This is a genomic window from Phyllobacterium sp. OV277, assembly GCF_900104355.1.
Lineage (GTDB): Bacteria > Pseudomonadota > Alphaproteobacteria > Rhizobiales > Rhizobiaceae > Phyllobacterium.
In genome coordinates, this window is the sequence record NZ_FNIY01000005.1 from 238,142 (window position 1) to 258,321 (window position 20,180).

16 protein-coding genes are annotated in these 20,180 nt (G+C 55.5%); 13 read left to right on the top strand and 3 right to left on the bottom strand.

The annotated features are described in order from the left end of the window. Positions 1-8: 8 nt before the first annotated feature. Positions 9-2,099, bottom strand: a complete 2,091-nt coding sequence (locus BLU05_RS17990; RefSeq protein ID WP_091882885.1) for a bifunctional rhamnulose-1-phosphate aldolase/short-chain dehydrogenase — start codon at positions 2,097-2,099, stop codon at positions 9-11. A gap of 215 nt (positions 2,100-2,314) precedes the next feature. Here BLU05_RS17990 and BLU05_RS17995 point away from each other — a divergent pair, with 215 nt between their 5' ends. The 7 genes from BLU05_RS17995 (at position 2,315) to BLU05_RS18025 (ending at position 9,449) form a co-directional block, all read left to right on the top strand. Next, a complete protein-coding gene (locus tag BLU05_RS17995) occupies positions 2,315-3,127 on the top strand; it encodes a DeoR/GlpR family DNA-binding transcription regulator (RefSeq protein ID WP_091882887.1) in 813 nt (270 codons plus the stop codon). Positions 3,128-3,173: 46 nt separating this feature from the next. Next, positions 3,174-4,169 (top strand): rhamnose ABC transporter substrate-binding protein, encoded by a 996-nt coding sequence (rhaS, locus tag BLU05_RS18000; protein WP_091882890.1) that lies wholly within the window; start codon positions 3,174-3,176, stop codon positions 4,167-4,169. 68 nt (positions 4,170-4,237) lie between these two features. Further along, the gene (locus BLU05_RS18005; protein ID WP_244518415.1) at positions 4,238-5,758 is read left to right on the top strand and encodes a sugar ABC transporter ATP-binding protein; all 1,521 of its coding nucleotides are present in this window, start codon (positions 4,238-4,240) and stop codon (positions 5,756-5,758) included. 11 nt (positions 5,759-5,769) lie between these two features. Continuing rightward, complete coding sequence (locus tag BLU05_RS18010) at positions 5,770-6,768, top strand: ABC transporter permease (protein WP_091883188.1); 999 nt, start codon at positions 5,770-5,772, stop codon at positions 6,766-6,768. Beyond that, on the top strand, positions 6,765-7,766 hold the full coding sequence (locus BLU05_RS18015) for an ABC transporter permease (protein WP_091882896.1): 1,002 nt from the start codon (positions 6,765-6,767) through the stop codon (positions 7,764-7,766). Before BLU05_RS18010 ends, BLU05_RS18015 begins: the two co-directional genes overlap by 4 nt. After that, entirely contained in the window at positions 7,763-8,086 is a 324-nt protein-coding gene (rhaM, locus tag BLU05_RS18020; RefSeq protein ID WP_091882899.1) for an L-rhamnose mutarotase, read from the top strand. The genes BLU05_RS18015 and rhaM overlap by 4 nt, the downstream gene beginning before the upstream one ends. A 1-nt stretch (position 8,087) precedes the next feature. After that, positions 8,088-9,449, top strand: coding sequence for an FGGY-family carbohydrate kinase (locus BLU05_RS18025; RefSeq protein WP_091882902.1), 1,362 nt, complete (start codon positions 8,088-8,090; stop codon positions 9,447-9,449). A gap of 48 nt (positions 9,450-9,497) precedes the next feature. On the opposite strand, the gene BLU05_RS18030 is transcribed toward BLU05_RS18025, so the two are convergent. Next, positions 9,498-10,823: a dicarboxylate/amino acid:cation symporter gene (locus tag BLU05_RS18030; protein WP_091882905.1), complete on the bottom strand. Its 1,326-nt coding sequence runs from the start codon at positions 10,821-10,823 to the stop codon at positions 9,498-9,500. 244 nt (positions 10,824-11,067) lie between these two features. On the opposite strand from BLU05_RS18030, the gene BLU05_RS18035 reads away from it, so the two are divergent. Both BLU05_RS18035 and BLU05_RS18040 read left to right on the top strand, forming a co-directional pair. Then, positions 11,068-12,924 (top strand): sensor histidine kinase, encoded by a 1,857-nt coding sequence (locus BLU05_RS18035; RefSeq protein ID WP_244518417.1) that lies wholly within the window; start codon positions 11,068-11,070, stop codon positions 12,922-12,924. 2 nt (positions 12,925-12,926) lie between these two features. Then, complete coding sequence (locus tag BLU05_RS18040; RefSeq protein ID WP_091882911.1) at positions 12,927-14,288, top strand: sigma-54-dependent transcriptional regulator; 1,362 nt, start codon at positions 12,927-12,929, stop codon at positions 14,286-14,288. Here BLU05_RS18040 and BLU05_RS18045 read toward each other — a convergent pair. Next, positions 14,263-15,414 carry a LacI family DNA-binding transcriptional regulator gene (locus tag BLU05_RS18045; RefSeq protein WP_175540657.1) on the bottom strand — a complete coding sequence of 384 codons (1,152 nt, stop codon included), beginning with the start codon at positions 15,412-15,414 and terminating at the stop codon, positions 14,263-14,265. The genes BLU05_RS18040 and BLU05_RS18045 overlap by 26 nt on opposite strands. Before the next feature lie 177 nt (positions 15,415-15,591). On the opposite strand from BLU05_RS18045, the gene BLU05_RS18050 reads away from it, so the two are divergent. From BLU05_RS18050 to BLU05_RS18065, 4 genes are all read left to right on the top strand, one after another. Next, a complete protein-coding gene (locus BLU05_RS18050) occupies positions 15,592-16,572 on the top strand; it encodes an ABC transporter substrate-binding protein (RefSeq protein ID WP_091882913.1) in 981 nt (326 codons plus the stop codon). A 102-nt stretch (positions 16,573-16,674) separates the two neighbouring features. Then, positions 16,675-18,213: a sugar ABC transporter ATP-binding protein gene (locus BLU05_RS18055; protein ID WP_091882916.1), complete on the top strand. Its 1,539-nt coding sequence runs from the start codon at positions 16,675-16,677 to the stop codon at positions 18,211-18,213. Beyond that, the gene (locus BLU05_RS18060; protein WP_091882919.1) at positions 18,210-19,208 is read left to right on the top strand and encodes an ABC transporter permease; all 999 of its coding nucleotides are present in this window, start codon (positions 18,210-18,212) and stop codon (positions 19,206-19,208) included. The genes BLU05_RS18055 and BLU05_RS18060 overlap by 4 nt, the downstream gene beginning before the upstream one ends. Next, positions 19,205-20,179 (top strand): ABC transporter permease, encoded by a 975-nt coding sequence (locus BLU05_RS18065; protein WP_091882922.1) that lies wholly within the window; start codon positions 19,205-19,207, stop codon positions 20,177-20,179. Before BLU05_RS18060 ends, BLU05_RS18065 begins: the two co-directional genes overlap by 4 nt. Position 20,180: the final 1 nt, after the last annotated feature.

Genomic DNA, 20,180 nt, shown 5'->3' on the forward strand with positions numbered 1-20,180 from the left:
GACTGCTTTTATCGCGTGAAGCTTTGCACGTTGCCAGCGTCAACATTGATAATATTGCCCGTGGATTTGGCGGAAGCATCAGAAGCGAGGAAATAGATCGCCTCGGCAATATCCTCAGGCAGCACATTGAGCTTAAGAAGCGAGCGCTTGCGATAATGCTCTTCAAGCTCATCGACCTGCAGATTGGACGATGCCGCCCGTTGTTCGCGCCATTCGCCATTCCAGATTTTCGAGCCGCGCAGCACAGCGTCCGGATTAACAGTGTTCACACGAATACCGGCCTCTGCCCCTTCCAGCGCAAGGCAGCGCGCCAAATGAATTTCCGCCGCCTTGGCAGCACAATAGGCACTGGCATTGGGGGACGCAGCAAGCCCGTTCTTGGATGCAACAAACACCACATTGCCGCCGATTTTCTGGCGCCGGAACAGACGGAAAGCTTCGCGCGACACGAGGAAATACCCTGTCGCCAGAATGTCCATATTGCGGTTCCACATGGCAAGTTCCGTGACTTCAATCGGGGCTGACGACGCGATGCCCGCATTGGAGACAAGAATATCGATGCCGCCGAATTCGATCGCGGCTTCGGCAAAGCTTGCAATCACACCCGCCTCGTCTGTCACATTAAGCTGTACACCGCGAACCGCATCGGGGCTGTAACGCCCGGCAAAATCCTGATGGGCAGCCTTCAACGCCTCCGCATCAATATCCGCAAGAACAACGCAGGCACCCTGCTCGAGCAGTCGCTCGGCCGTCGCACGGCCAATGCCACCGGCACCACCTGTTACGAATGCCACACGACCCGCCAATGATTTGGGCTTTGGCATCCGCTGCAGCTTGGCTTCCTCAAGCAGCCAGTATTCGATGTCGAAAGCTTCCTGTTCCGGCAACCCCTGATATTCGGAAACCGATGAAGCGCCACGCATGACATTGATGGCGTTGACGTAGAACTCACCGGCGATGCGTGCCGTCGCCTTATCCTTGGCAAAGGACAGCATGCCAACACCGGGAATGAGGAAAATCACCGGGTTAGGATCGCGCATGGCAGGGGAATTGGCGTGCTTGCAGGCATTATAATAGCGGGCATAGTCAACACGGTAGGCTTCAAGCGCAGTATCAAGCGCGTCAACGGCAGCATCAAGATTGGCCGGATCGATATCAAGCACCAGCGGGCGAATTTTCGTGCGCAGAAAATGATCCGGGCAACTGGTGCCGAGAGACGCGAGGGGACGCAGGTTTTTGGAATTAACGAACTCCAGAACCGCTGGCTGGTCATCGAAATCACCAAGCTTGCGCTCGGATACACCGATCTTACCGCGAATCTCAGGCATAAGCCGAGCGGCCACGGCACGACGTGCGGAAGCATCAAGGCTTTTCGTCACCTCGCCGCCAAAAGCCGCTTTGCCAGCGGTCTTGCCATCGAACCAGACAATCGCCTTGTTGATGATATCAAGCGTCAACTCATAACAGTCCTTGGCATCATCGGCCCAAGTGAACAGACCATGGCTCTCTAGCACCACGCCTTTCGAGCTTGGGTTGGCAGCCACATAGGCGCCGAGATCGAGACCAAGCTGAAAACCCGGGCGACGCCACGGCAGCCAACCGATATCGTTCCCGAAGACTTCCTTGGTCAACTCGCGCGAATTCTTTGAAGCCGCAATGGCAATGATTGCATCGGGGTGCATATGGTCGACATGCTTGAACGGTACGAAACCATGCAAGGGCGTATCAATCGATGCGGCACGGCTGTTGAGATTGAACGTGCAGTGCGGCAGGAAGCCCACCATACGGTCTTCGTCAGCAACGCCTTTGTATATGGATTTCAGCGATTCCAGCTTTTCCATATAAAGCGTGGCGAAGCCGTCGAGCTTGATCGTGCCAACATCGCCGCCTGATCCCTTCACCCAAAGCACTTCAACTGATTTACCGGTCAGCGGGTCGGTTTCCAGCACTTTGGCCGAGGTATTGCCCCCGCCGTAATTGGTAATGCGCTTGTCAGCACCCAGCAGATTGGAGCGATAAAGCAGCTTTCCCGGTTCATCCAGCTTGGCAGCCTTTTGTTCATCCCAACGATTATCCAGAAGTTGGAGCTTGCCTGCCATACTTGCCTCCCGATCGATCATATGATGGCCGGACATCGCGCCACAGCCATGTGAATTTTCTCTAGCTATGGAGCAGAGTGTGATTTCGTGTCAATCATAAATGATCATATTCAATCATAAAATTGCAACTGTGCAGTGCAATATGAATATATTTGACTGATATTGATTGACACTGCACGTTATTTTGCGCAATGCTTGCGACAGTGGAGGGAAAAATGCACGAACGTGAGCGCCAACGTATTATCCTGAGTGCTGTTCAGGAAAAACCGTTCATCACCATTCAGGACATTGCCGAACTGACGGAAGCGTCGGAAGCAACGATCCGTCGCGATATCGCTTCCATGCATGTACAGGGCAAGCTGCGCCGGGTTCGTGGCGGCGCGGAAGCCATTCACCCGCCACAACAGACAGCGCTTGCCGGCCGACCATTTCGGGTATCCGAAGCCGAGAACATTGATAAGAAGCGAGCAATCGCCCGCGAAGCCGTAAACCTTTGCAATGAAGGCGATGCGATCATTCTCAATGGCGGCACGACGACGTTCCAGATGGTGCATTATCTCGCCGCACGTCGTTTGCAGATCATGACCAACTCCTTCGCCATCGCTGAACATCTGGTGAAGAACTCCAAGAGCACAGTGATCATACCCGGCGGCATGATTTACCGCGAGCAGAGCATGATCCTCTCGCCTTTCGACAATGACGTAACCCGCAATTTCTACGGCAAGCGCATGTTCATGGGTGCAGTTGGTGTCGGCCCGTTCGGGGCTATGGAATCTGATCCGCTGATCATTCAAGGCGAACAGAAACTGATCACACAGGCGGATGAGCTGGTGCTGCTGGTGGATTCGACCAAATTTGGGCGCCGTTCAAGCCTGATCCTTTGCCCGCTGCAGCGCGTTGCGACAATTATAACCGACGACGGCATTTTGGACGCGGACCGAAATATGGTGGAGGACGCCGGAGTCGAGTTGATCATCGCAAAGGTGAATGCACAGGACAAATCAAGGGATTCCGCTTCGATCGCATAAAAACCAGCGCCGGAGTGGCGTATTTTCAATCTAGGGAGGAAGAAAAATGAACGTACTGAAGAAACTTGCACTGGGGTCGGCTCTGGCACTTGCCATGCTGGCATCACAGGCACAGGCAGAAACCATCAAGATTGGTCTGGTGGCAAAATCGCTCGGTAACGGCTTCTTTGAAGCGGCCAACAAGGGCGCGCAGGAAGCGGCAAAGGAACTGGGCGGCGTCGAGGTCATCTATACGGGACCGACATCAACCACAGCTGAGGGCCAGATTGAGGTCATCAATGCGCTGATCGCCCAGAACGTCAATGCAATCGCCATTTCCGCCAATGATCCGGATGCGGTTGTACCAGCGCTCAAGAAAGCCATGGCGCGCGGCATCAAGGTTATCTCGTGGGATTCTGCCGTGGCCAAGGAAGGCCGTATCGTCCACCTCAACCCATCATCGAACGAGTTGATCGGCAAGATGTGCCTGCAACTCGCCGCAGCCCATCTGCCCGATGGCAAGGGCGACTTTGCGATTCTTTCGGCAACAACCACATCGACAAACCAGAACACCTGGATTGCCGAAATGAAAAAGCAGTTGCCAAGTTTCCCCGGCCTCAATCTGGTGACAACCGTTTATGGCGATGACCTTGCTGATAAGAGCTATCGCGAAGCACAGGGCCTTCTGACCTCGCAGCCAAATGTGAAAGTTATCGTGGCTCCGACGACGGTTGGTGTTCTCGCCGCGTCGCAGGCGGTGGCTGATGCCAAGAAGATCGGCTCCGTCTATGTAACCGGCCTTGGCCTGCCTTCGGAAATGGCCGGTGCGATCAAATCCGGTGCTACCAAGGAATTTGCCATCTGGAACCCGATTGATCTTGGTTATTCCGCCACGCAGATCGCCTACCGTCTCGTCAAGGGCGACACGGACGGCAAACCTGGCAGCGAGATTGAAGCCGGACGCATGGGCAAGATCAAGATCGGCGACAATGGTGAAGCCGCCATGGCTGATCCCTTCGTCTATGACGCGAAGAACATCGATCAGTTCTCGAAGATTTTCTGATCCGGCAACCGCGCCGCAGAAGCCCGGCAGATTTTCTGCCGGGCATTTTTCAACCCAGTGGTATGTCCATGATGAACGCCGCCCTTGCCGAGCCATCACCCATTGTCCCCATTCTGGAAATGCGGGCCATCTCCAAGTCGTTTCCCGGTGTGAAAGCACTGAACGACGTCAATATTTCCCTTTATCCGGGTACAGTGACGGCGCTGATCGGCGAAAACGGCGCGGGGAAGTCTACCCTCGTCAAGATTCTGACCGGTATCTACGAATCCGACGAAGGCGAAATTCACATTGATGGCAAAGCTGTCGCCTTCGGTAATGCGCAGGACGCAATCAATCATGGCGTGACGGCCATTCATCAGGAAACCGTGCTGTTTGACGAATTGTCCGTCGCCGAAAACATCTTTATCGGCCATGCGCCGAAGACATCCTTAGGTCTCGTCAACTGGAAGGGTGTCAATGCGAGAGCGCTCGCCCTGCTTCATTCGCTCGAAAGCAATATCGACCCGCGTGCCCGGCTGAAGGATCTTTCCATCGCCCAGCGCCATCTCGTTGCCATCGCCCGTGCGCTCTCGGTTGACGCGCGTATCGTCATCATGGATGAACCGACGGCTGCCCTGTCACGCAAGGAAGTCGATGATCTCTTCCAGATCGTCAGACGGCTGAAGGCTCAAGGCAAAGCAATTCTCTTCATCAGCCACAAATTCGATGAGGTTTATGAGATCGCGGATAATTATGCGGTGTTTCGCGACGGCAAAGCTGTGGGTAGCGGGGCGCTCGCCGACATCAACCAGAACGATATTGTCCGCTTGATGGTTGGCCGCTCCATCGAACATGCCTTTCCGAAAGTGGATATCCCACTCGGCAAAACGGTTCTGAAAGTCGAGAATTACAGCCATCCGACCGAGTTCCGCGATATCTCCTTCGAGCTGCGCAAAGGCGAAATCCTTGGCATCTATGGACTGGTCGGCGCCGGTCGTTCGGAGATTTGCCAGTCCCTGTTCGGCGTCACCCGGCCATCGCACGGCAGGCTGGAACTGGACGGCAAGGAAATCCAGATACGCTCGCCCGGTGAGGCAGTTCATGCGGGCATTGTCTATGTGCCTGAGGAGCGTGGGCGCCACGGCGCCGTGCTGCAATTGCCGATCTACCAGAATATCTCGCTGCCTTCGCTTGGGAAAACCTCACGCTCTGGTTTCTTGCGTGCAGCGGAAGAACTGGCGCTAGCCCGCAAATATGCTGAACGTTTTGACCTGCGCGCCGCTGCGCTTTCCGTACCTGTTGGTACGCTGTCCGGTGGTAATCAGCAGAAGGTCGTCATCGGCAAATGGCTGGCCACGCAGCCGAAAATACTCATTCTCGATGAACCCACCAAAGGCATCGATATCGGCTCGAAAGCTGCCGTCCACGCCTTTATCAGCGAGCTCGCAGGCGAAGGTCTCAGCATTATCATGGTTTCATCCGAACTGCCTGAGATTCTGGGTATGTCTGACCGCGTTCTGGTGATGCGGGAGGGTCTGTCCGCCGGTCTTTTCGAGCGTGCATATATGAATGCCGAGATACTGGTTCGGGCCGCAACCGGCAACGCGTAAGGGGCGAAATGATCAAAAAGCTTTTCAGATTTCGCGAGATGCTGCTGGTGATAATCATCGCCGTCCTGCTTGGCGTTTTCTCCTCGCGCTCATCGGGCTTTGCCAGCCCTTCGAACCTCTCCAATATTTTCAATGACACGTCGATCCTGATCATTCTGGCGCTTGGCCAGATGACCGTGATCCTGACGAAATCGATTGATCTTTCCGTTGCCGCCAATGTCGCTTTTACTGGCATGGCAGTTGCGATGCTCAACGCAGCTCACCCGGATTTGCCATTGGCGCTGATTGTCGTCATCGCGCTTGGCATTGGCGCGATCCTCGGCGCAATCAACGGTCTGTTCGTATGGAAGCTTGGCATTCCTTCCATTGTTGTCACGCTTGGCACTCTTACCATTTATCGTGGTATGGCCTTCGTTCTGTCAGGTGGTGGCTGGGTCAATGCGCATCAGATGACCGAGCCATTCCTGCAAACGCCTCGTCATGTCTTTCTTGGTCTGCCTGTCCTCGGATGGACAGCCATCATCATTGTCGCTGTCATTTATATCGTCATGTCGCGCACCTTCCTCGGCCGCGCGATCTACGCTTCCGGCGGCAATCCGACAGCGGCTGTATATGCGGGCATTGATGTGGGCCGCACCCGGTTTTTCGCCTTCGTCATATCTGGCACGCTTGCCGGTCTGTGCGGCTATCTCTGGGTGTCGCGCTACGCGGTGGCTTACGTCGATATCGCGGCGGGGTTCGAACTTGATAGCGTTGCCGCATGCGTCATCGGCGGTATCTCGACGCTTGGAGGCATTGGCTCAGTTGCGGGAGCCCTGCTTGGCTCGCTGTTCCTTGGTGTCATCAAGAACGCCCTGCCCGTCATCAATATTTCGCCGTTCTCGCAAATGGCGATCTCCGGCGGCGTCATCATTGCAGCCGTGATTTTCAATGCGCGGCAGGAACAACGGCGCGGCCGCATCATTCTGCGGGATCGTGGGGCATCGGAAAAGATCGAGGGTATCGCATGAGTATAACAAGCGAAAAACGTCATATCCCGGATCGTTTGGGTACATCTGCGACGCGATTGTTTGCCAGTTGGGAAGCGCTGCTTCTGGTTGTCGCGATCCTGATTTTTATCGCCAACTCCTTTGCCTCACCCTACTTCTTGAATGCCTGGAACCTCTCGGACGCCACGTTCAATTTCACCGAAAAAGCGATGGTGGCTTTTGCCATGGCCTTGCTGATCATTGCGGGAGAAATTGATCTTTCCGTCGCCGCTATCATCGCCCTTGCCGCAACGGCTATGGGTGCTGCGGCACAGGCGGGTGTTGGAACTCCGGGGCTCGTCGTCATCGGTATCGCGGTTGGCGTGGGATGCGGTATAATCAACGGCATTCTGGTCGCTGGACTGCGGCTTCCCTCCATTGTCGTGACCATTGGCACAATGAGCCTGTTTCGCGGCATCGCCTATATTGTCCTTGGCGACAAAGCCTATGGCGGTTATCCCTCATCCTTTGCCTATTTCGGACAAGGCTACGTCTTCTGGGTCTTTTCCTTCGAATTCGTGCTCTTTGCCGTTCTTGCAGTTCTCTTCGCAATTCTGCTGCACGCCACCAATTTTGGCAGGCGCATCTATGCCATCGGCAATAATGAGTTTGCGGCGCGCTTCTCCGGTATCCGCGTAGAAAGGATCAAGTTCACCCTGTTCCTGATGACCGGGCTGATGTCGGGCATTGCTGCGGTTTGCCTTACCTCGCGTCTGGGTTCCACCCGCCCCTCCATCGCGCAAGGCTGGGAACTCGAAATCGTCACCATGGTCGTATTGGGTGGCATCTCCATTCTTGGCGGTTCGGGCACCATTGGCGGTGTGGTCATCGCGGCTTTCGTGATGGGACTGGTTACATTTGGCCTAGGACTGCTGAATGTACCGGGCATTGTCATGTCGATCTTCATCGGCCTGCTTCTGATTATCACCATAACATTGCCGATCATCATCCACCGCATCAGGCACAGGAAGCACGCATGAACACTCAAGAGAAATATGCGTTCAAGATGATGCTCAATCCCGGCATGGAAGAGGAATACCGGCGGCGGCATGATGCAATCTGGCCGGAGCTTGTCGACCTCCTGCGCGACGCGGGTGTGCAGGATTATTCCATTCATCTTGATCGCGAAACCAATACGCTTTTCGGCGTACTCACCCGCCCTGCCGGGCACACCATGGCTGATCTTCCTGACCATCCTGTGATGAAGAAATGGTGGGTGCATATGGCCGATATCATGGCGACCAACCCTGATCATTCACCCGTACAGTCCGATCTGGTCTGTCTGTTTCATCTGGCCTGATATGACCAGGCCGCGCCATATTGCTGTCATTGACGTTGGCAAGACCAATGCCAAGCTCGTCGTGGTTGATGCAGAAAGCGGTGTGGAACTGGCCGTACGCAGCACACCCAATCGCGTGGTCAGCAATGGCCCCTACCCGCATTATGATGTTGACGTGCTGTGGCACTTCTTTCTGAACTCGCTGACAGAGTTTGCCGAAACACCCGGTTTTGATGCCATATCGGTTACCGCCCATGGCGCTGCGGCGGCTCTGCTTGGCGAAAACGGACTGGCCATGCCTGTCATTGATTATGAGCATATCTATCCCGATGCAGTACGTCAGGACTATGCGCAGCTGCGGCCTGATTTTGCCGAGACCGGCTCTCCTTATCTGGCTGGCGGGCTGAATGTCGGTGCGCAGATTCACTATCAGAAAACACAATTTCCAGCATTGTTCGCAGGCGTAAAAACTGTCCTGACCTATGCCCAATATTGGGTCTGGCGGTTAACCGGAACCGCAGTGAACGAAGTGACATCTCTTGGCTGTCATACGGATCTATGGAATCCGCGAGACGGTGAATATTCCAGCCTTGTCGACAAGCTGGAACTGCGCCCGCTTCTGCCTCCCGTCCGCTCGGCATTTGATCATATCGGAGATTTGCTCGCACCCCTGACAACTCAGATCGGTATCAACAGGCCCGTACCGGTGTTCTGCGGCATCCATGATTCAAATGCATCCCTGCTGCCGCATCTGATGACACGCACCTCGCCATTTTCCGTCGTCTCAACGGGGACATGGGTTGTTCTGTTTGCCGTGGGCGGCCATCTGGATCAACTCGATCAGCAACGCGATACGCTTGCCAATGTCGACGCCTATGGCAAGGCAGTGCCATCAGCCCGGTTTATGGGTGGGCGTGAATTTGATCTTTTGACTGGCGGGAATGCTGTTGCTCCCGACGCGGAAACGCTTGAGCGCGTTATTCGCGATCAGGTGATGATCCTGCCAGGTTTTGCCAAAGGCACCGGCCCGTATCCGAACCGGGCGGCAAACTGGCCCAATGGCGAGCCAGGCAACCCGGCAGAACGAACCGCCGCCGCTTCGCTCTATGCGGCGATGATGACCGCGATCAGTCTGGAGCTGATCGGGTCGGCGGGAGCTACAATCATCGAAGGCCCGTTCTCCCGCAACGCACTCTATTTGTCAGCGTTGCGCAACCTGACACAACGGGAGGTAATGTCGCTGCCGGGTTCGACGGGAACCAGCCTTGGGGCTGCCCTGCTCGCGGGCGCGACAATCCCCGCACCGACGAACACCGGAAATGTGCAACCTCTCGACGCCGCCTTCGATACATATGCGAAGGCATGGCGAGACCATCTCGCATGAAAAAGGCGGGCCTGAGCCCGCCTTGCCATTTCATTCTTTACCAACCCGTCAACCGGCGAAGGCAAGAGCCTCTTCTTCGCTGACGCCGCCATGCAGCGCGCGATCAAGCATGCCTTTATCGAGTTCGCCTTCCCAGCGGGCCACAACGATGGTCGCGACCGCATTGCCGACCAGATTGGTCAGGGCGCGGCATTCAGACATGAAGCGGTCGATGCCGAGGATCAGCGCCATACCGGCGACCGGAACCGCAGGAACAACTGATAGCGTTGCGGCAAGGGTGATGAAACCAGCACCGGTGATGCCAGCGGCACCCTTTGAGCTGAGCATGGCAACCAGCAGCAGCAGAACCTGATCGGTGAGGGTCAGCGGCGTGTTGGTTGCCTGCGCGATGAAGAGGGCAGCCAGTGTCATATAGATATTGGTGCCATCCAGATTGAAGGAATAGCCTGTTGGAATAACAAGACCGACGACAGACTTCTTGCAGCCCGCCTTTTCCATTTTCGCCATCAGGGTCGGCAGGGCAGCTTCCGAAGAGCTGGTGCCGAGAACGAGGAGCAATTCTTCCTTGATGTAACGGACCAGGGCGAAGATCGAGAAGCCGTTATACTTGGCAACGGCACCCAGAATGATCACCACGAACAGGATCGACGTCAGGTAGAATGTACCGATGAGCATCAGCAGATTGGCAACCGATGCAATGCCGTATTTGCCGATGGTGAAAGCCATGGCACCGAAAGCACCGATCGGGGCAGCCTTCATCAAAATGGCAACCAGCTTGAAAACCGGTGCTGACAATGTTTGCAGGAAGTTGGTGACAGGCTCGGCGCGCTCGCCAACCATGGCCAGCGAAATACCGAAGAGAACCGAGAAGAACAGGACCTGCAGGATATCGCCGGATGCGAACGCACCGACAATGGTTGTTGGAATAATGTTTTGCAGGAAGCCGATAACGCTCTGTTCATGCGCCTGCTGCGTGTAGGTGGCAACGGCTGCTGGATCAAGTGTTGACGGATTGATGTTCATGCCCGCGCCGGGCTGAATGACATTGGCCACGATAAGGCCAACGATAAGCGCCAGTGTTGAGAAGGTCAGGAAGTAGATCATTGCCTTGCCGGCAACACGGCCGACCTTTTGCAGATCGCTCATTCCGGCGATGCCGGTTGTCACGGTCAGGAAGATTACCGGGGCAATAATCATCTTCACCAGTTTGATGAAGGCATCGCCGAGCGGCTTCATGCTCGTGCCGATATCTGGATAGTAATGGCCAAGCGCGATGCCGATGGTGATGGCAACGATGACCTGAAAATACAGATGGGTATAGATTGGTTTCTTGACGCGCGGCTGCGGCGCTGCGCTGATGGTCACAGGACTCATATCTTCCTCCATGGTGCGAGCCGCGTCTGGCAGAAACCCTGTCAGCCTCCCGGGCCCTTGTTCTCGAGAACAACCTACGCATTCTCTTCAGTCTCATTAGCAAGGGCCGTGCCAACCGGAAATTATTTGTCAACTATCTGATTTTTAATAATATTATTTTAGACGAAGAAATCTTCAACCTACACATGTGCGAAATTACGCACAAAATTATTGTCAATCGTGCGGATATATGCACAAATCAGATATGGAAAGTTCGCTTGAGAAAGACGCCGATACACTGCCTATGGTGGCAGGGTCGAGCGCCATATCCAAATTGATCTATGGGGCGCTGGCGGTGTTCCTGATCCTTGGCGCATTGCTGGCGGCCAATGATTATGGCCGCAATCGTGCTTACCAGACACTTGAAACGAGAGCGACAAGCGCTGCGGAACTTAACGCTGTTCTCCTGCGGACAGTGCTGGAAAAGCAGCGTTCCCTTCCATTTGTACTTTCACAGGACCGGGATCTCATCAGCGCGCTGACTTCCCGCAGTGAAAGCATGCTGCATCTTGTCGATCGCAAGCTGGAAAGCCTGATCGAAGGAACACACGCGTCGGTTATCTATCTTCTCGATGCCAAAGGCACGGCACTGTCGGCCAGCAATTGGCAAGAACCGACGAGCTTTGTCGGGATAGACTATAGTTTCCGCCCCTATTATCTGCGCGCCCTGGCAAGCGGAAGCGCTGAACATTATGCGCTTGGGACGATCAGCAAGCGGCCGGGTCTTTATATTTCACGGCGAATTGATGGACCTTCAGGCTTGCTTGGTGTGATCGTCGTGAAAGTCGAATTTGATGAACTTGAAGCCGACTGGCGCAAAAGCAGCGACCCATCCTATGTGATCGATCCTCGCGGTATTGTGTTGATCACCAGCTTTCCCGAATGGCGGTTCATGGCGCAGGCTGCAATACCGGCTGATCAGGTCGGGCCCATTCGCGAAAGCCTGCAATTTGGCGCTGCGCCGCTTGCTCCCTTGAGTGTCACTCCGGCATTGACGCAATCAAGCCCCGACCGGGTAACGGCGCAACTGCCCGGTTCCAATCAGGATGCGGAATTCATCCGTGTTCGCGTCCCTGTGCCGACCACAAGCTGGTCATTGCAGTTGCTGGCTCCCGCCGGAGCGGCAGTGACCGAATCCATACGTTCAGCACAACTCGCCGCTTTGGCCGTTCTTGCACCCGTCCTCGGCTTCACTGCCTTTTTCCTGTATCGCCGGGGCCGTGCATTGCGGCGCCTACACTATCAGGAACAAGCACGCCTTGAGCTTGAGCGCCGCGTGGCGGAACGTACGGAAGCGCTGAGTACGGCTCATGCCGAACTGGTGATGCAGGCTGAAGAGCGGCAGAAGACAGAAAACAAACTGCAAACCGTGCAACAGGAACTCGTGCAGGCCAACCGTCTGGCCATTCTTGGGCAGGTGACAGCAGGTGTGGCCCACGAGATCAACCAGCCAGTGGCCGCCATTCGCTCCTATGCTGATAATGCCAAGACCTTTCTGTCACGCAATCAAATGGAGCCGGTGAAGGAAAACCTGTCAGCAATTGCAGGTCTCACAGAACGCATCGGCAGCATCACTGACGAGTTGCGCACCTTCTCCCGCAAGGGCACCAGCGATGCAGGCCCGACGGCGGTCAGCGACGTTATCGAAGGTGCGTTGCTCCTCCTTGGCAGCCGCTTCCGGCAGACCGTTGGCAAGATCACCACCGAGACACCGCCTGTAGACGTGAAAGTCCACGGCAATCGTATCCGGCTGGAACAGGTTCTGATCAATCTGATGCAAAATGCACTTGAGGCAACGGAGGGTGGGCCGTCGAGCCGGATCAGCGTTGGCTATGCGCTTGCCGATGCGGAGGTGCTGCTGACCGTGGCTGATAATGGTCCCGGCATCCCCCCCGAAATCATGCAGGCTTTGTTTACCCCTTTCAATACGTCCAAAGACCGTGGCCTCGGACTTGGACTGGTGATCTGCCACGACATCGTCGCCGAGTATGGCGGACGCATTGAAGTGGAGAGCAGCAACGCAGGAACCAAATTTACCGTTCATCTCAAGAGGGTTGTTTGATCATGGATTTTCAACCTCACATTGCGTTTGTCGATGATGATGACGACCTGCGCAATGCCAACCGGCAAACATTGGAGCTGGCCGGTTTCAGTGTGGTGCCCTTTGCCGACGCGATGAGCGCACTGCGATTTCTGACACCGGATTTTGCCGGAGTGGTCGTCAGCGATGTACGCATGCCGCATATTGATGGCGTGGAGTTTTTCCGGCGCTTGCGCGAGATGGATTCGGACCTGCCCGTCATCCTGATCACAGGGCACGGCGACATTGAGATGGCCGTTCAGGCCATGCAGGAAGGTGCTTACGATTTCATTGCAAAGCCCTATCCCGCCGAACGACTTGTCCAAAGTATTCGCCGTGCTGCCGACAAGCGTCACCTCGTTATGGAGAACCGCCAGCTGCGGCAAATCATGGAAGCTTCGGATGAGGCTGTGCCGCTGATTGGCCAGACGCCTGTCATGCAAAACCTGCGCAAGACTTTACGTCATGTGGCCACTGCGGACGTGGATGTGCTGATTGCCGGTGAGACCGGCAGCGGCAAGGATGTTGCCGCCGGGCTCCTGCATGAATGGAGCCGGCGCAAACAGGGGAATTTTGTTGCGCTGAATTGCGGGGCATTACCGGAGTCTGTGATCGAAAGCGAGTTGTTCGGCCATGAGGCTGGAGCCTTCACAGGCGCTCAGAAAAAGCGCATCGGCCGGATAGAATATGCCAGCGGCGGCACGCTCTTTCTCGATGAAATTGAGAGCATGCCGCTGGCGACGCAGGTGAAACTCCTGCGCGTGCTGGAAATGCGCGAGATCACGCCGCTTGGCACCAATGAGCATCGCCCCGTTGATCTACGTGTGGTCGCCGCCGCGAAGGTCGACCTTGGCAGCCCGGAACAGCGCGCCAATTTCCGCGAGGACCTGTTCTATCGCCTGAATGTCGTCACGGTATCAATACCGCCTTTGCGTGAGCGCAAGGAGGATATTCCGCTATTATTCACGCATTTCCTGCACCGCGCAGCCATTCGCTTCAAGACGGAACCGCAGGAAATGACCTCAGCCATGCGGGCGCGACTGATGGAGCATGACTGGCCCGGCAATGTGCGCGAACTGGCGCATTTCGCCGAACGGGTCGCCCTTGGACTGGGGGAAATGGGCGGCGAACGCGTTGCCTCGCATACCGTAACGCCCGTTAATCTGCCCGAGGCTATGGAACAGTACGAAGCCAAGCTCATTCGTGACGCGCTATCAGGCAATAATGGCGATGTGCGCACAACGATTGAGGCGCTGGGGATTCCGCGCAAGACGTTTTATGACAAATTGCAGCGTCATGGCATTGATCGCGCCAACTATATCAAGGCAAAGGCTGCCCAAGATTAGATTGATACGGATGTTGTTCGACACAATCCGTCACCGAGAGGCGCTCCACCAATGGACATTCCAGCTTGGTAATGGGGTAGCGTGTGCCGCTGCCCGGAATATAGGTATCCAATTGCTCTATGGCCCAGCGGCCCATAGCGCGGTGCGGCAGAACCGAAGTGGTCAATTGCGGGTGCAGGTGCCGTGAGATTTCTTCATCGTCATAGCCAATGACGGAAATATCTTCCGGGATACGGATACCCGCCTCTTTCAACGCTTCATAGCAACCGATGGCGGATCGGTCATTCTGGCAGAAAATGGCAGTAGGCCTGTCTTTCAGCGCAAGAAGCGACCGGGTAGCCTTGTACCCCGCGCTTGCTGACCAATCGCCCTCCATGACCAAATCAGGATCAAAGGGAATATCCGCCGTCGCCAATGCCCGGCGATAGCCGCGTAGCCGGTCTTGCGCTGCTTCCATCCATGGCTCGCCGGTAATAATGCCGATACGTTTGTGGCCATGCTGGATCAGATGGCGGGTCGAATGCTGACCACCGGCAATCTCGCTCGGAATAACAGCCGGAAACGCATAGTCCGAGGTGTAACAGTTCAAAAGAATAAGCGGGATATCGAGATCATAGAGATAATCAGGCAAGGTCACTTCACGCGTGAAAATCGCCATATAGATCAGCGCGGATATCCCCTGTTCACGCAGGGCGCGGATGGTGCGCGGTTCCATCTCTGGATCATTTAGGGTCTGGGCAACCAGAATGATGTTGCCAGCATTCCATGAAGCCTGCCGTGCTCCCTCAATCGCAACTACCGCTTCCGGACTGGTTGCCAGCTGATCGACGACAAAGCCGATTTTGCCATCAACGGCGGGCACATAGGTGTCACTGGCATCAAGATGGGCAAAATTCGGCGCCGCGTAACCAAGCGAACGCGCGGCTTCAATCACCCGCTCCCGCGTTTCGGTGGCAAGCTTGATACCCGGTGTTTTGTTCAGAACAAAAGAAACCGTCGCTTGCGAACACCCGGCGATGCGCGCAATATCCGTCATTGTCACCCGCTTGTTCACGCGCTTGCGCCGGGCTGTAATCCGGGCGGACTTTTTCTTGTCAGTGGTCGTATCATCCACTGTGTCGTTCATGTCGAAAATAGCCCTTTGCCATGCTCAGACGCATCTGAATCGATGAAGCTGCATCCGGATGATTATGCAGCGAACCACCGACTAATCAACATAAATAATTATTGACTAATTTTTATAAATGAAGATGATCAAGCCAGTGGAATATCCACGCTCTGAATTTCTGGGAGGAAAATTCGTATGTCTATTACCCGTCGTACTCTCTTGCTTACATCCGCCGCTGGCCTCGTTGCAGCGCTGGCAGCGGGCAGTGTTTTTGCCGCTTCGCCGCCGCTGAAGAAGAAAGATACCTACAAGGTTGGCTTTGCCCAGACCGAAAGCAACAATCCGTGGCGCCTCGCCCAGACCGCCAGCATGCAGGAAGAAGCCAAGAAGCGCGGCTGGCAGCTTGTTTACACGGATGCGGCAAGTTCCGCAGCCAAGCAGGTTGCTGACGTCAATTCGATGATCGCACAGGGCGTCGACCTGATTTTCCTGGCACCTCGTGAAGAAAAGCCGCTGATCCCAGCGATCAAGGCCGCCAAAAATGCTGGTATCCCGGTTATCCTGCTTGACCGCAGTGTCGATGCATCGCTTGCCAAGGCTGGCGATGATTATGTGACCTTCATCGGCTCCAACTTCATTGAAGAAGGCCAGCGTATCGGCGAATGGCTGGTCGCAAATGCCAAGGGCAAGACGAAGATCATCGAACTGGAAGGCACCACCGGTTCATCCCCGGCTAATGATCGCAAGAAGGGTTTTGACGACGTCATCGCCAAGCACTCCGACTTCAAGATTGTTGCCTCGCAAACAGGCGATTTCGCCCGCGACAAGGGCCGTCAGGTTGCCGAAACTCTGCTTCAGGCCCACCCCGATGCCAATGTGATCTATGCCCATAATGACGAAATGGCCATTGGTGCGATCTCGGCCATTGAAGCCGCTGGCAAGGTGCCCGGAAAAGACATTCTTGTTCTGTCAATCGATGGCGGCAAGGAAGCCGTACAGGCTGTTGTTGATGGCAAGATTGCCGCGGTGGTTGAATGTAATCCCCGCTTCGGCCCCAAGGCCTATGACACCGCTGCTGCCTACGCTGCTGGAGAGAAAATCGCTCCATTGATCATCAATCCAGATCAGTTCTACGATGCCAGCAACGCGGCAAAATTGTTAAGCTCCGCCTATTGATATCTGACGAGGCCAGCGCTCCAATGGAGCGCTGGCTTTTTCTTTGCCCGCTGCATCCCAGTACTGGCAATAGCTTCCGATAACTTCAGAAATGGCTTTGCAATGGACACCGATATTCTTCTATCGATGACAGGTATCGACAAGCGTTTTGCCGGAATCCCCGCCCTATCAGCTGCTTCGTTCACTGTGGCGCGCGGCGAGGTGCATGCGCTCATCGGCCAGAATGGTGCGGGAAAATCAACACTGATCAAAGTTCTGACCGGCTATCACCGGCGCGACGCGGGCGAAGTGACGTTCGATGGCAAACCGTTTGAGGTCTTCTCGCCGCAGCAGGCACAGGCGAGCGGCATCAGCACCATCTATCAGGAAATCAATCTGGTTCCTTACCGGTCCCTGACCGAGAATATTTGCCTTGGACGCGAACAGCGCCGCTTCGGTTTGCTTGACTGGGCGAGCATGCACCGCGAAGCCGAAGGTCTATTGCAGCGTTTCAATATCAGGGTCGACGTGCGCCGGCCGCTGATGGAGTTCAACACGGCAACCCAGCAGATGGTGGCTATTGCCCGGGCAATCGGTTTTTCGGCCAAGCTCGTGATCATGGATGAACCGACCTCATCGCTCGACGAGCGCGAAGTCGGTGTCCTCTTCAATGTCATCAGGCAGTTGAAACAGGAAGGCGTTTCGGTTGTCTTTGTCAGCCACAAGCTGGATGAGCTTTATGCGGTGTGTGATCGCGTCACGATCATGCGCGATGGCAAGACAATCAGAACCGCCCGTATGGACGAAATCGAAAAAATCGATCTTGTCTCGTCCATGCTTGGTCGCAGCATTGAAAAGACAGAAGGCCACGCCACGGCTTTTACCGCGCGTGATGAAAAGAATATCGGCAAAATCCTGCTCTCCGCCGACAATCTGGCCGTGGGACAGATCGTTCAGGATGTTTCATTCAATATTCGCAGCGGCGAGATCGCCGGTTTTGCCGGACTGCTCGGTGCTGGCCGCACGGAAACGGCGCGGCTGGTCTTTGGCATTGACCGCGTGAAAAAAGGCGCCATGACCTATGGCGACAAGACATTCGAACCGAAGCGACCAGCCGATGCCATCGCGGCGGGCATGGGCTTTTGCACCGAGGATCGCAAGAGCGAGGGTATTGTCCCCGATATGAGCGTTGCTGAAAACATGATGCTGGCGCTCATGCCCAAACTCAGCAAGTCGGGTGTTATCGACGAGAAAGCCCAGCGGGAAATTGTCGAGCGTTTCATCAAGCAGCTTGGCATTAAATGTTCGGGGCCAGATCAGAAGGTGCGCGAACTCTCTGGTGGCAATCAGCAGAAGGTTCTGCTTGGTCGATGGCTGGCGATGAACCCGCGCCTGCTTATTTTGGATGAACCAACACGCGGGATCGATGTCGGCGCCAAGGGCGAGATTCAGTCTTTAATCAAATCTCTGGCGGATCAGGGTTTGGCCGTATTGATGATCTCTTCGGAGCTGGAAGAAGTCATTGAAGGCGCTGACCGGGTGTTTGTTCTGCGCGACGGCATCAGTGTTGCCGAATTTGACCGATCAGCCGCAACGGAAGACGCACTTATGGGTGCCATGGCGCATGGCAATGCGCCTGTCATCGAGAAAGCCCTGACATGACCGACACGCCGCAAACCGCACACACCAACAAGCGTTTCGATGCATTCGAGTTTCTCGCACGTTATGGCACGCTGATCGCCCTGCTTCTGCTCGTCCTGTTCAATCTGGCGTTCACCCGTAATTTTGCAACGATCCAGACCCTGAATGTGAATCTCACGCAGGTCTGCACCATTGTTATCGTCGCAGTTGGTATGACGCTGGTTATTGCCACTGGCGGCATTGACCTCTCCGTCGGCTCGCTCATGGCCATCTCAGGCGCTTTGGCGCCAATGATCTTTCTCGGTAAGATTATTCCTATCGACAATATCTATCTGGCTGTTGCCACCGCCATAATCATTTCCATCGCCGTGGCCGGACTGTTTGGCTTGTTCAATGGCTGGCTTATATCAGCATTTCGAATTCAGCCGATCGTTGCCACGCTGGTGCTTTTCATCGCCGGGCGCGGCATTGCGCAGGTCATGACCAACGGCAATCTTCAGACATTTCGCGTGCCGCAATTCCAGTTCATCGGGCTTGGCCGGATATTCGGCATCCCCGTACAGGTGATCCTGATGGTGATCATTGTGCTTGCCGCCGCATGGATGCTGAAACGCACTGTTTTTGGCCGCCAGATTATCGCCATTGGCGGTAATGAGCGGGCGGCTGAACTCTCCGGCATTGCTGTCGCCAAGGTAAAACTGCTCGTCTACGCCATTAGCGGTCTTTGCGCCGGTATAGCCGGGCTCGTGGTCATCGCCATCAATTCATCCAGCGACGCCAATCAGGTCGGTCTTGGCATGGAACTTGATGCCATCGCTGCCGTCGCCGTCGGTGGCACACTTCTATCGGGCGGCAAGGCAACCATCATCGGCACACTGATCGGCGCCATGACAATCCAGCTGGTGCGTTACACCTTGCTCGCCAATGGCGTGCCGGATGCGGCGGCGCTGGTGGTCAAGGCCGGAATCATCGTGCTCGCCGTCTGGATTCAGCAACAAGGCAGGGCACACGCATGACCAGGGCAAAATATATATCCTTGCTTGGCAGTTACGGTGTAGTGCTGGCACTCCTGTTGCTCATCGTCTTCGGCTGGGCGCGGTACGACTATTTCCTCGGCTTTTTCAACATCACAAGCGTCCTGCGCTATAACTCGATGTTTGCGCTGGTGGCGCTTGGCATGTGCTTTGTCATCATGACCGGCGGTATCGACCTTTCAGTGGGTTCGACAGCCGCGCTTGGCAGTGTTGTCGCAGCGCTTTTCAGCCCGCAAGGCGCGTGGATCGGGCTCGGCGCAGGCGTCGGCGCGGGGCTCTGCGTTGGCCTTATCAATGCGACACTGGTGACCCGATTGAAAATCATGCCATTTATCGCCACGCTGGCAATGATGCTTGCCGCCAGTGGCACCGCCTTGCTGCTCGCGGACAACCAGTCGGTTTCCGTGTCCTATGACAGCGGCTTTACCACCATAGGGCAGGACAATTTCCTCGGATTCCCCATCCCCGCATGGATTGCCCTTGGCGCCTATATTGTTGGCTGGATTGTGCTCAATTTCACCAGTACAGGACGCGGTGTGCTTGCTGTCGGTGGTAATGAAGATGCAACGCGGATGATGGGCCTGCCAGTTAATCGGATCAAATTTCTCGTCTATCTTGCCAGCGGCGGCCTTGCGGGCCTTGCGGGCGTGATCCTCGCGTCGCAGTTCGGCGCTGGTCAGCCGATTGAGGGCGTAGGCTGGGAACTGTTTGCCATTGCTGCGGTGGTCGTTGGCGGCACTTTGCTGACTGGCGGCGTCGGTTCCGTCGGTGCGACGCTAGCGGGTGTGCTCCTGCTCGGTATTCTCTTCAATGTCCTGAATTTTGAGAACGGTAAAGGCTGGATTTCGCTTTCCGCCTATTGGCAATCGGTCATTCGTGGCCTGTTCTTGCTCATAGTGGTCATCTTGCAGGCCAAGCTGTCCTCGCGCGGCAATGCTGTGAAGGACCATTGAA

Excerpts from the sequence above, each read along its gene's own strand:
- BLU05_RS18065 (WP_091882922.1), top strand. The coding sequence starts at position 19,205 with ATGACCAGGGCAAAATATATATCCTTGCTTGGCAGTTACGGTGTAGTG.
- BLU05_RS17990 (WP_091882885.1), bottom strand. The coding sequence starts at position 2,099 with ATGGCAGGCAAGCTCCAACTTCTGGATAATCGTTGGGATGAACAAAAG.
- BLU05_RS18015 (WP_091882896.1), top strand. The coding sequence starts at position 6,765 with ATGAGTATAACAAGCGAAAAACGTCATATCCCGGATCGTTTGGGTACA.
- BLU05_RS18005 (WP_244518415.1), top strand. The coding sequence starts at position 4,238 with ATGATGAACGCCGCCCTTGCCGAGCCATCACCCATTGTCCCCATTCTG.
- rhaM (WP_091882899.1), top strand. The coding sequence starts at position 7,763 with ATGAACACTCAAGAGAAATATGCGTTCAAGATGATGCTCAATCCCGGC.
- BLU05_RS18055 (WP_091882916.1), top strand. The coding sequence starts at position 16,675 with ATGGACACCGATATTCTTCTATCGATGACAGGTATCGACAAGCGTTTT.
- BLU05_RS18040 (WP_091882911.1), top strand. The coding sequence starts at position 12,927 with ATGGATTTTCAACCTCACATTGCGTTTGTCGATGATGATGACGACCTG.
- BLU05_RS17995 (WP_091882887.1), top strand. The coding sequence starts at position 2,315 with ATGCACGAACGTGAGCGCCAACGTATTATCCTGAGTGCTGTTCAGGAA.
- BLU05_RS18025 (WP_091882902.1), top strand. The coding sequence starts at position 8,088 with ATGACCAGGCCGCGCCATATTGCTGTCATTGACGTTGGCAAGACCAAT.
- BLU05_RS18035 (WP_244518417.1), top strand. The coding sequence starts at position 11,068 with ATGGAAAGTTCGCTTGAGAAAGACGCCGATACACTGCCTATGGTGGCA.
- BLU05_RS18030 (WP_091882905.1), bottom strand. The coding sequence starts at position 10,823 with ATGAGTCCTGTGACCATCAGCGCAGCGCCGCAGCCGCGCGTCAAGAAA.
- BLU05_RS18050 (WP_091882913.1), top strand. The coding sequence starts at position 15,592 with ATGTCTATTACCCGTCGTACTCTCTTGCTTACATCCGCCGCTGGCCTC.
- BLU05_RS18045 (WP_175540657.1), bottom strand. The coding sequence starts at position 15,414 with ATGAACGACACAGTGGATGATACGACCACTGACAAGAAAAAGTCCGCC.
- BLU05_RS18060 (WP_091882919.1), top strand. The coding sequence starts at position 18,210 with ATGACCGACACGCCGCAAACCGCACACACCAACAAGCGTTTCGATGCA.
- rhaS (WP_091882890.1), top strand. The coding sequence starts at position 3,174 with ATGAACGTACTGAAGAAACTTGCACTGGGGTCGGCTCTGGCACTTGCC.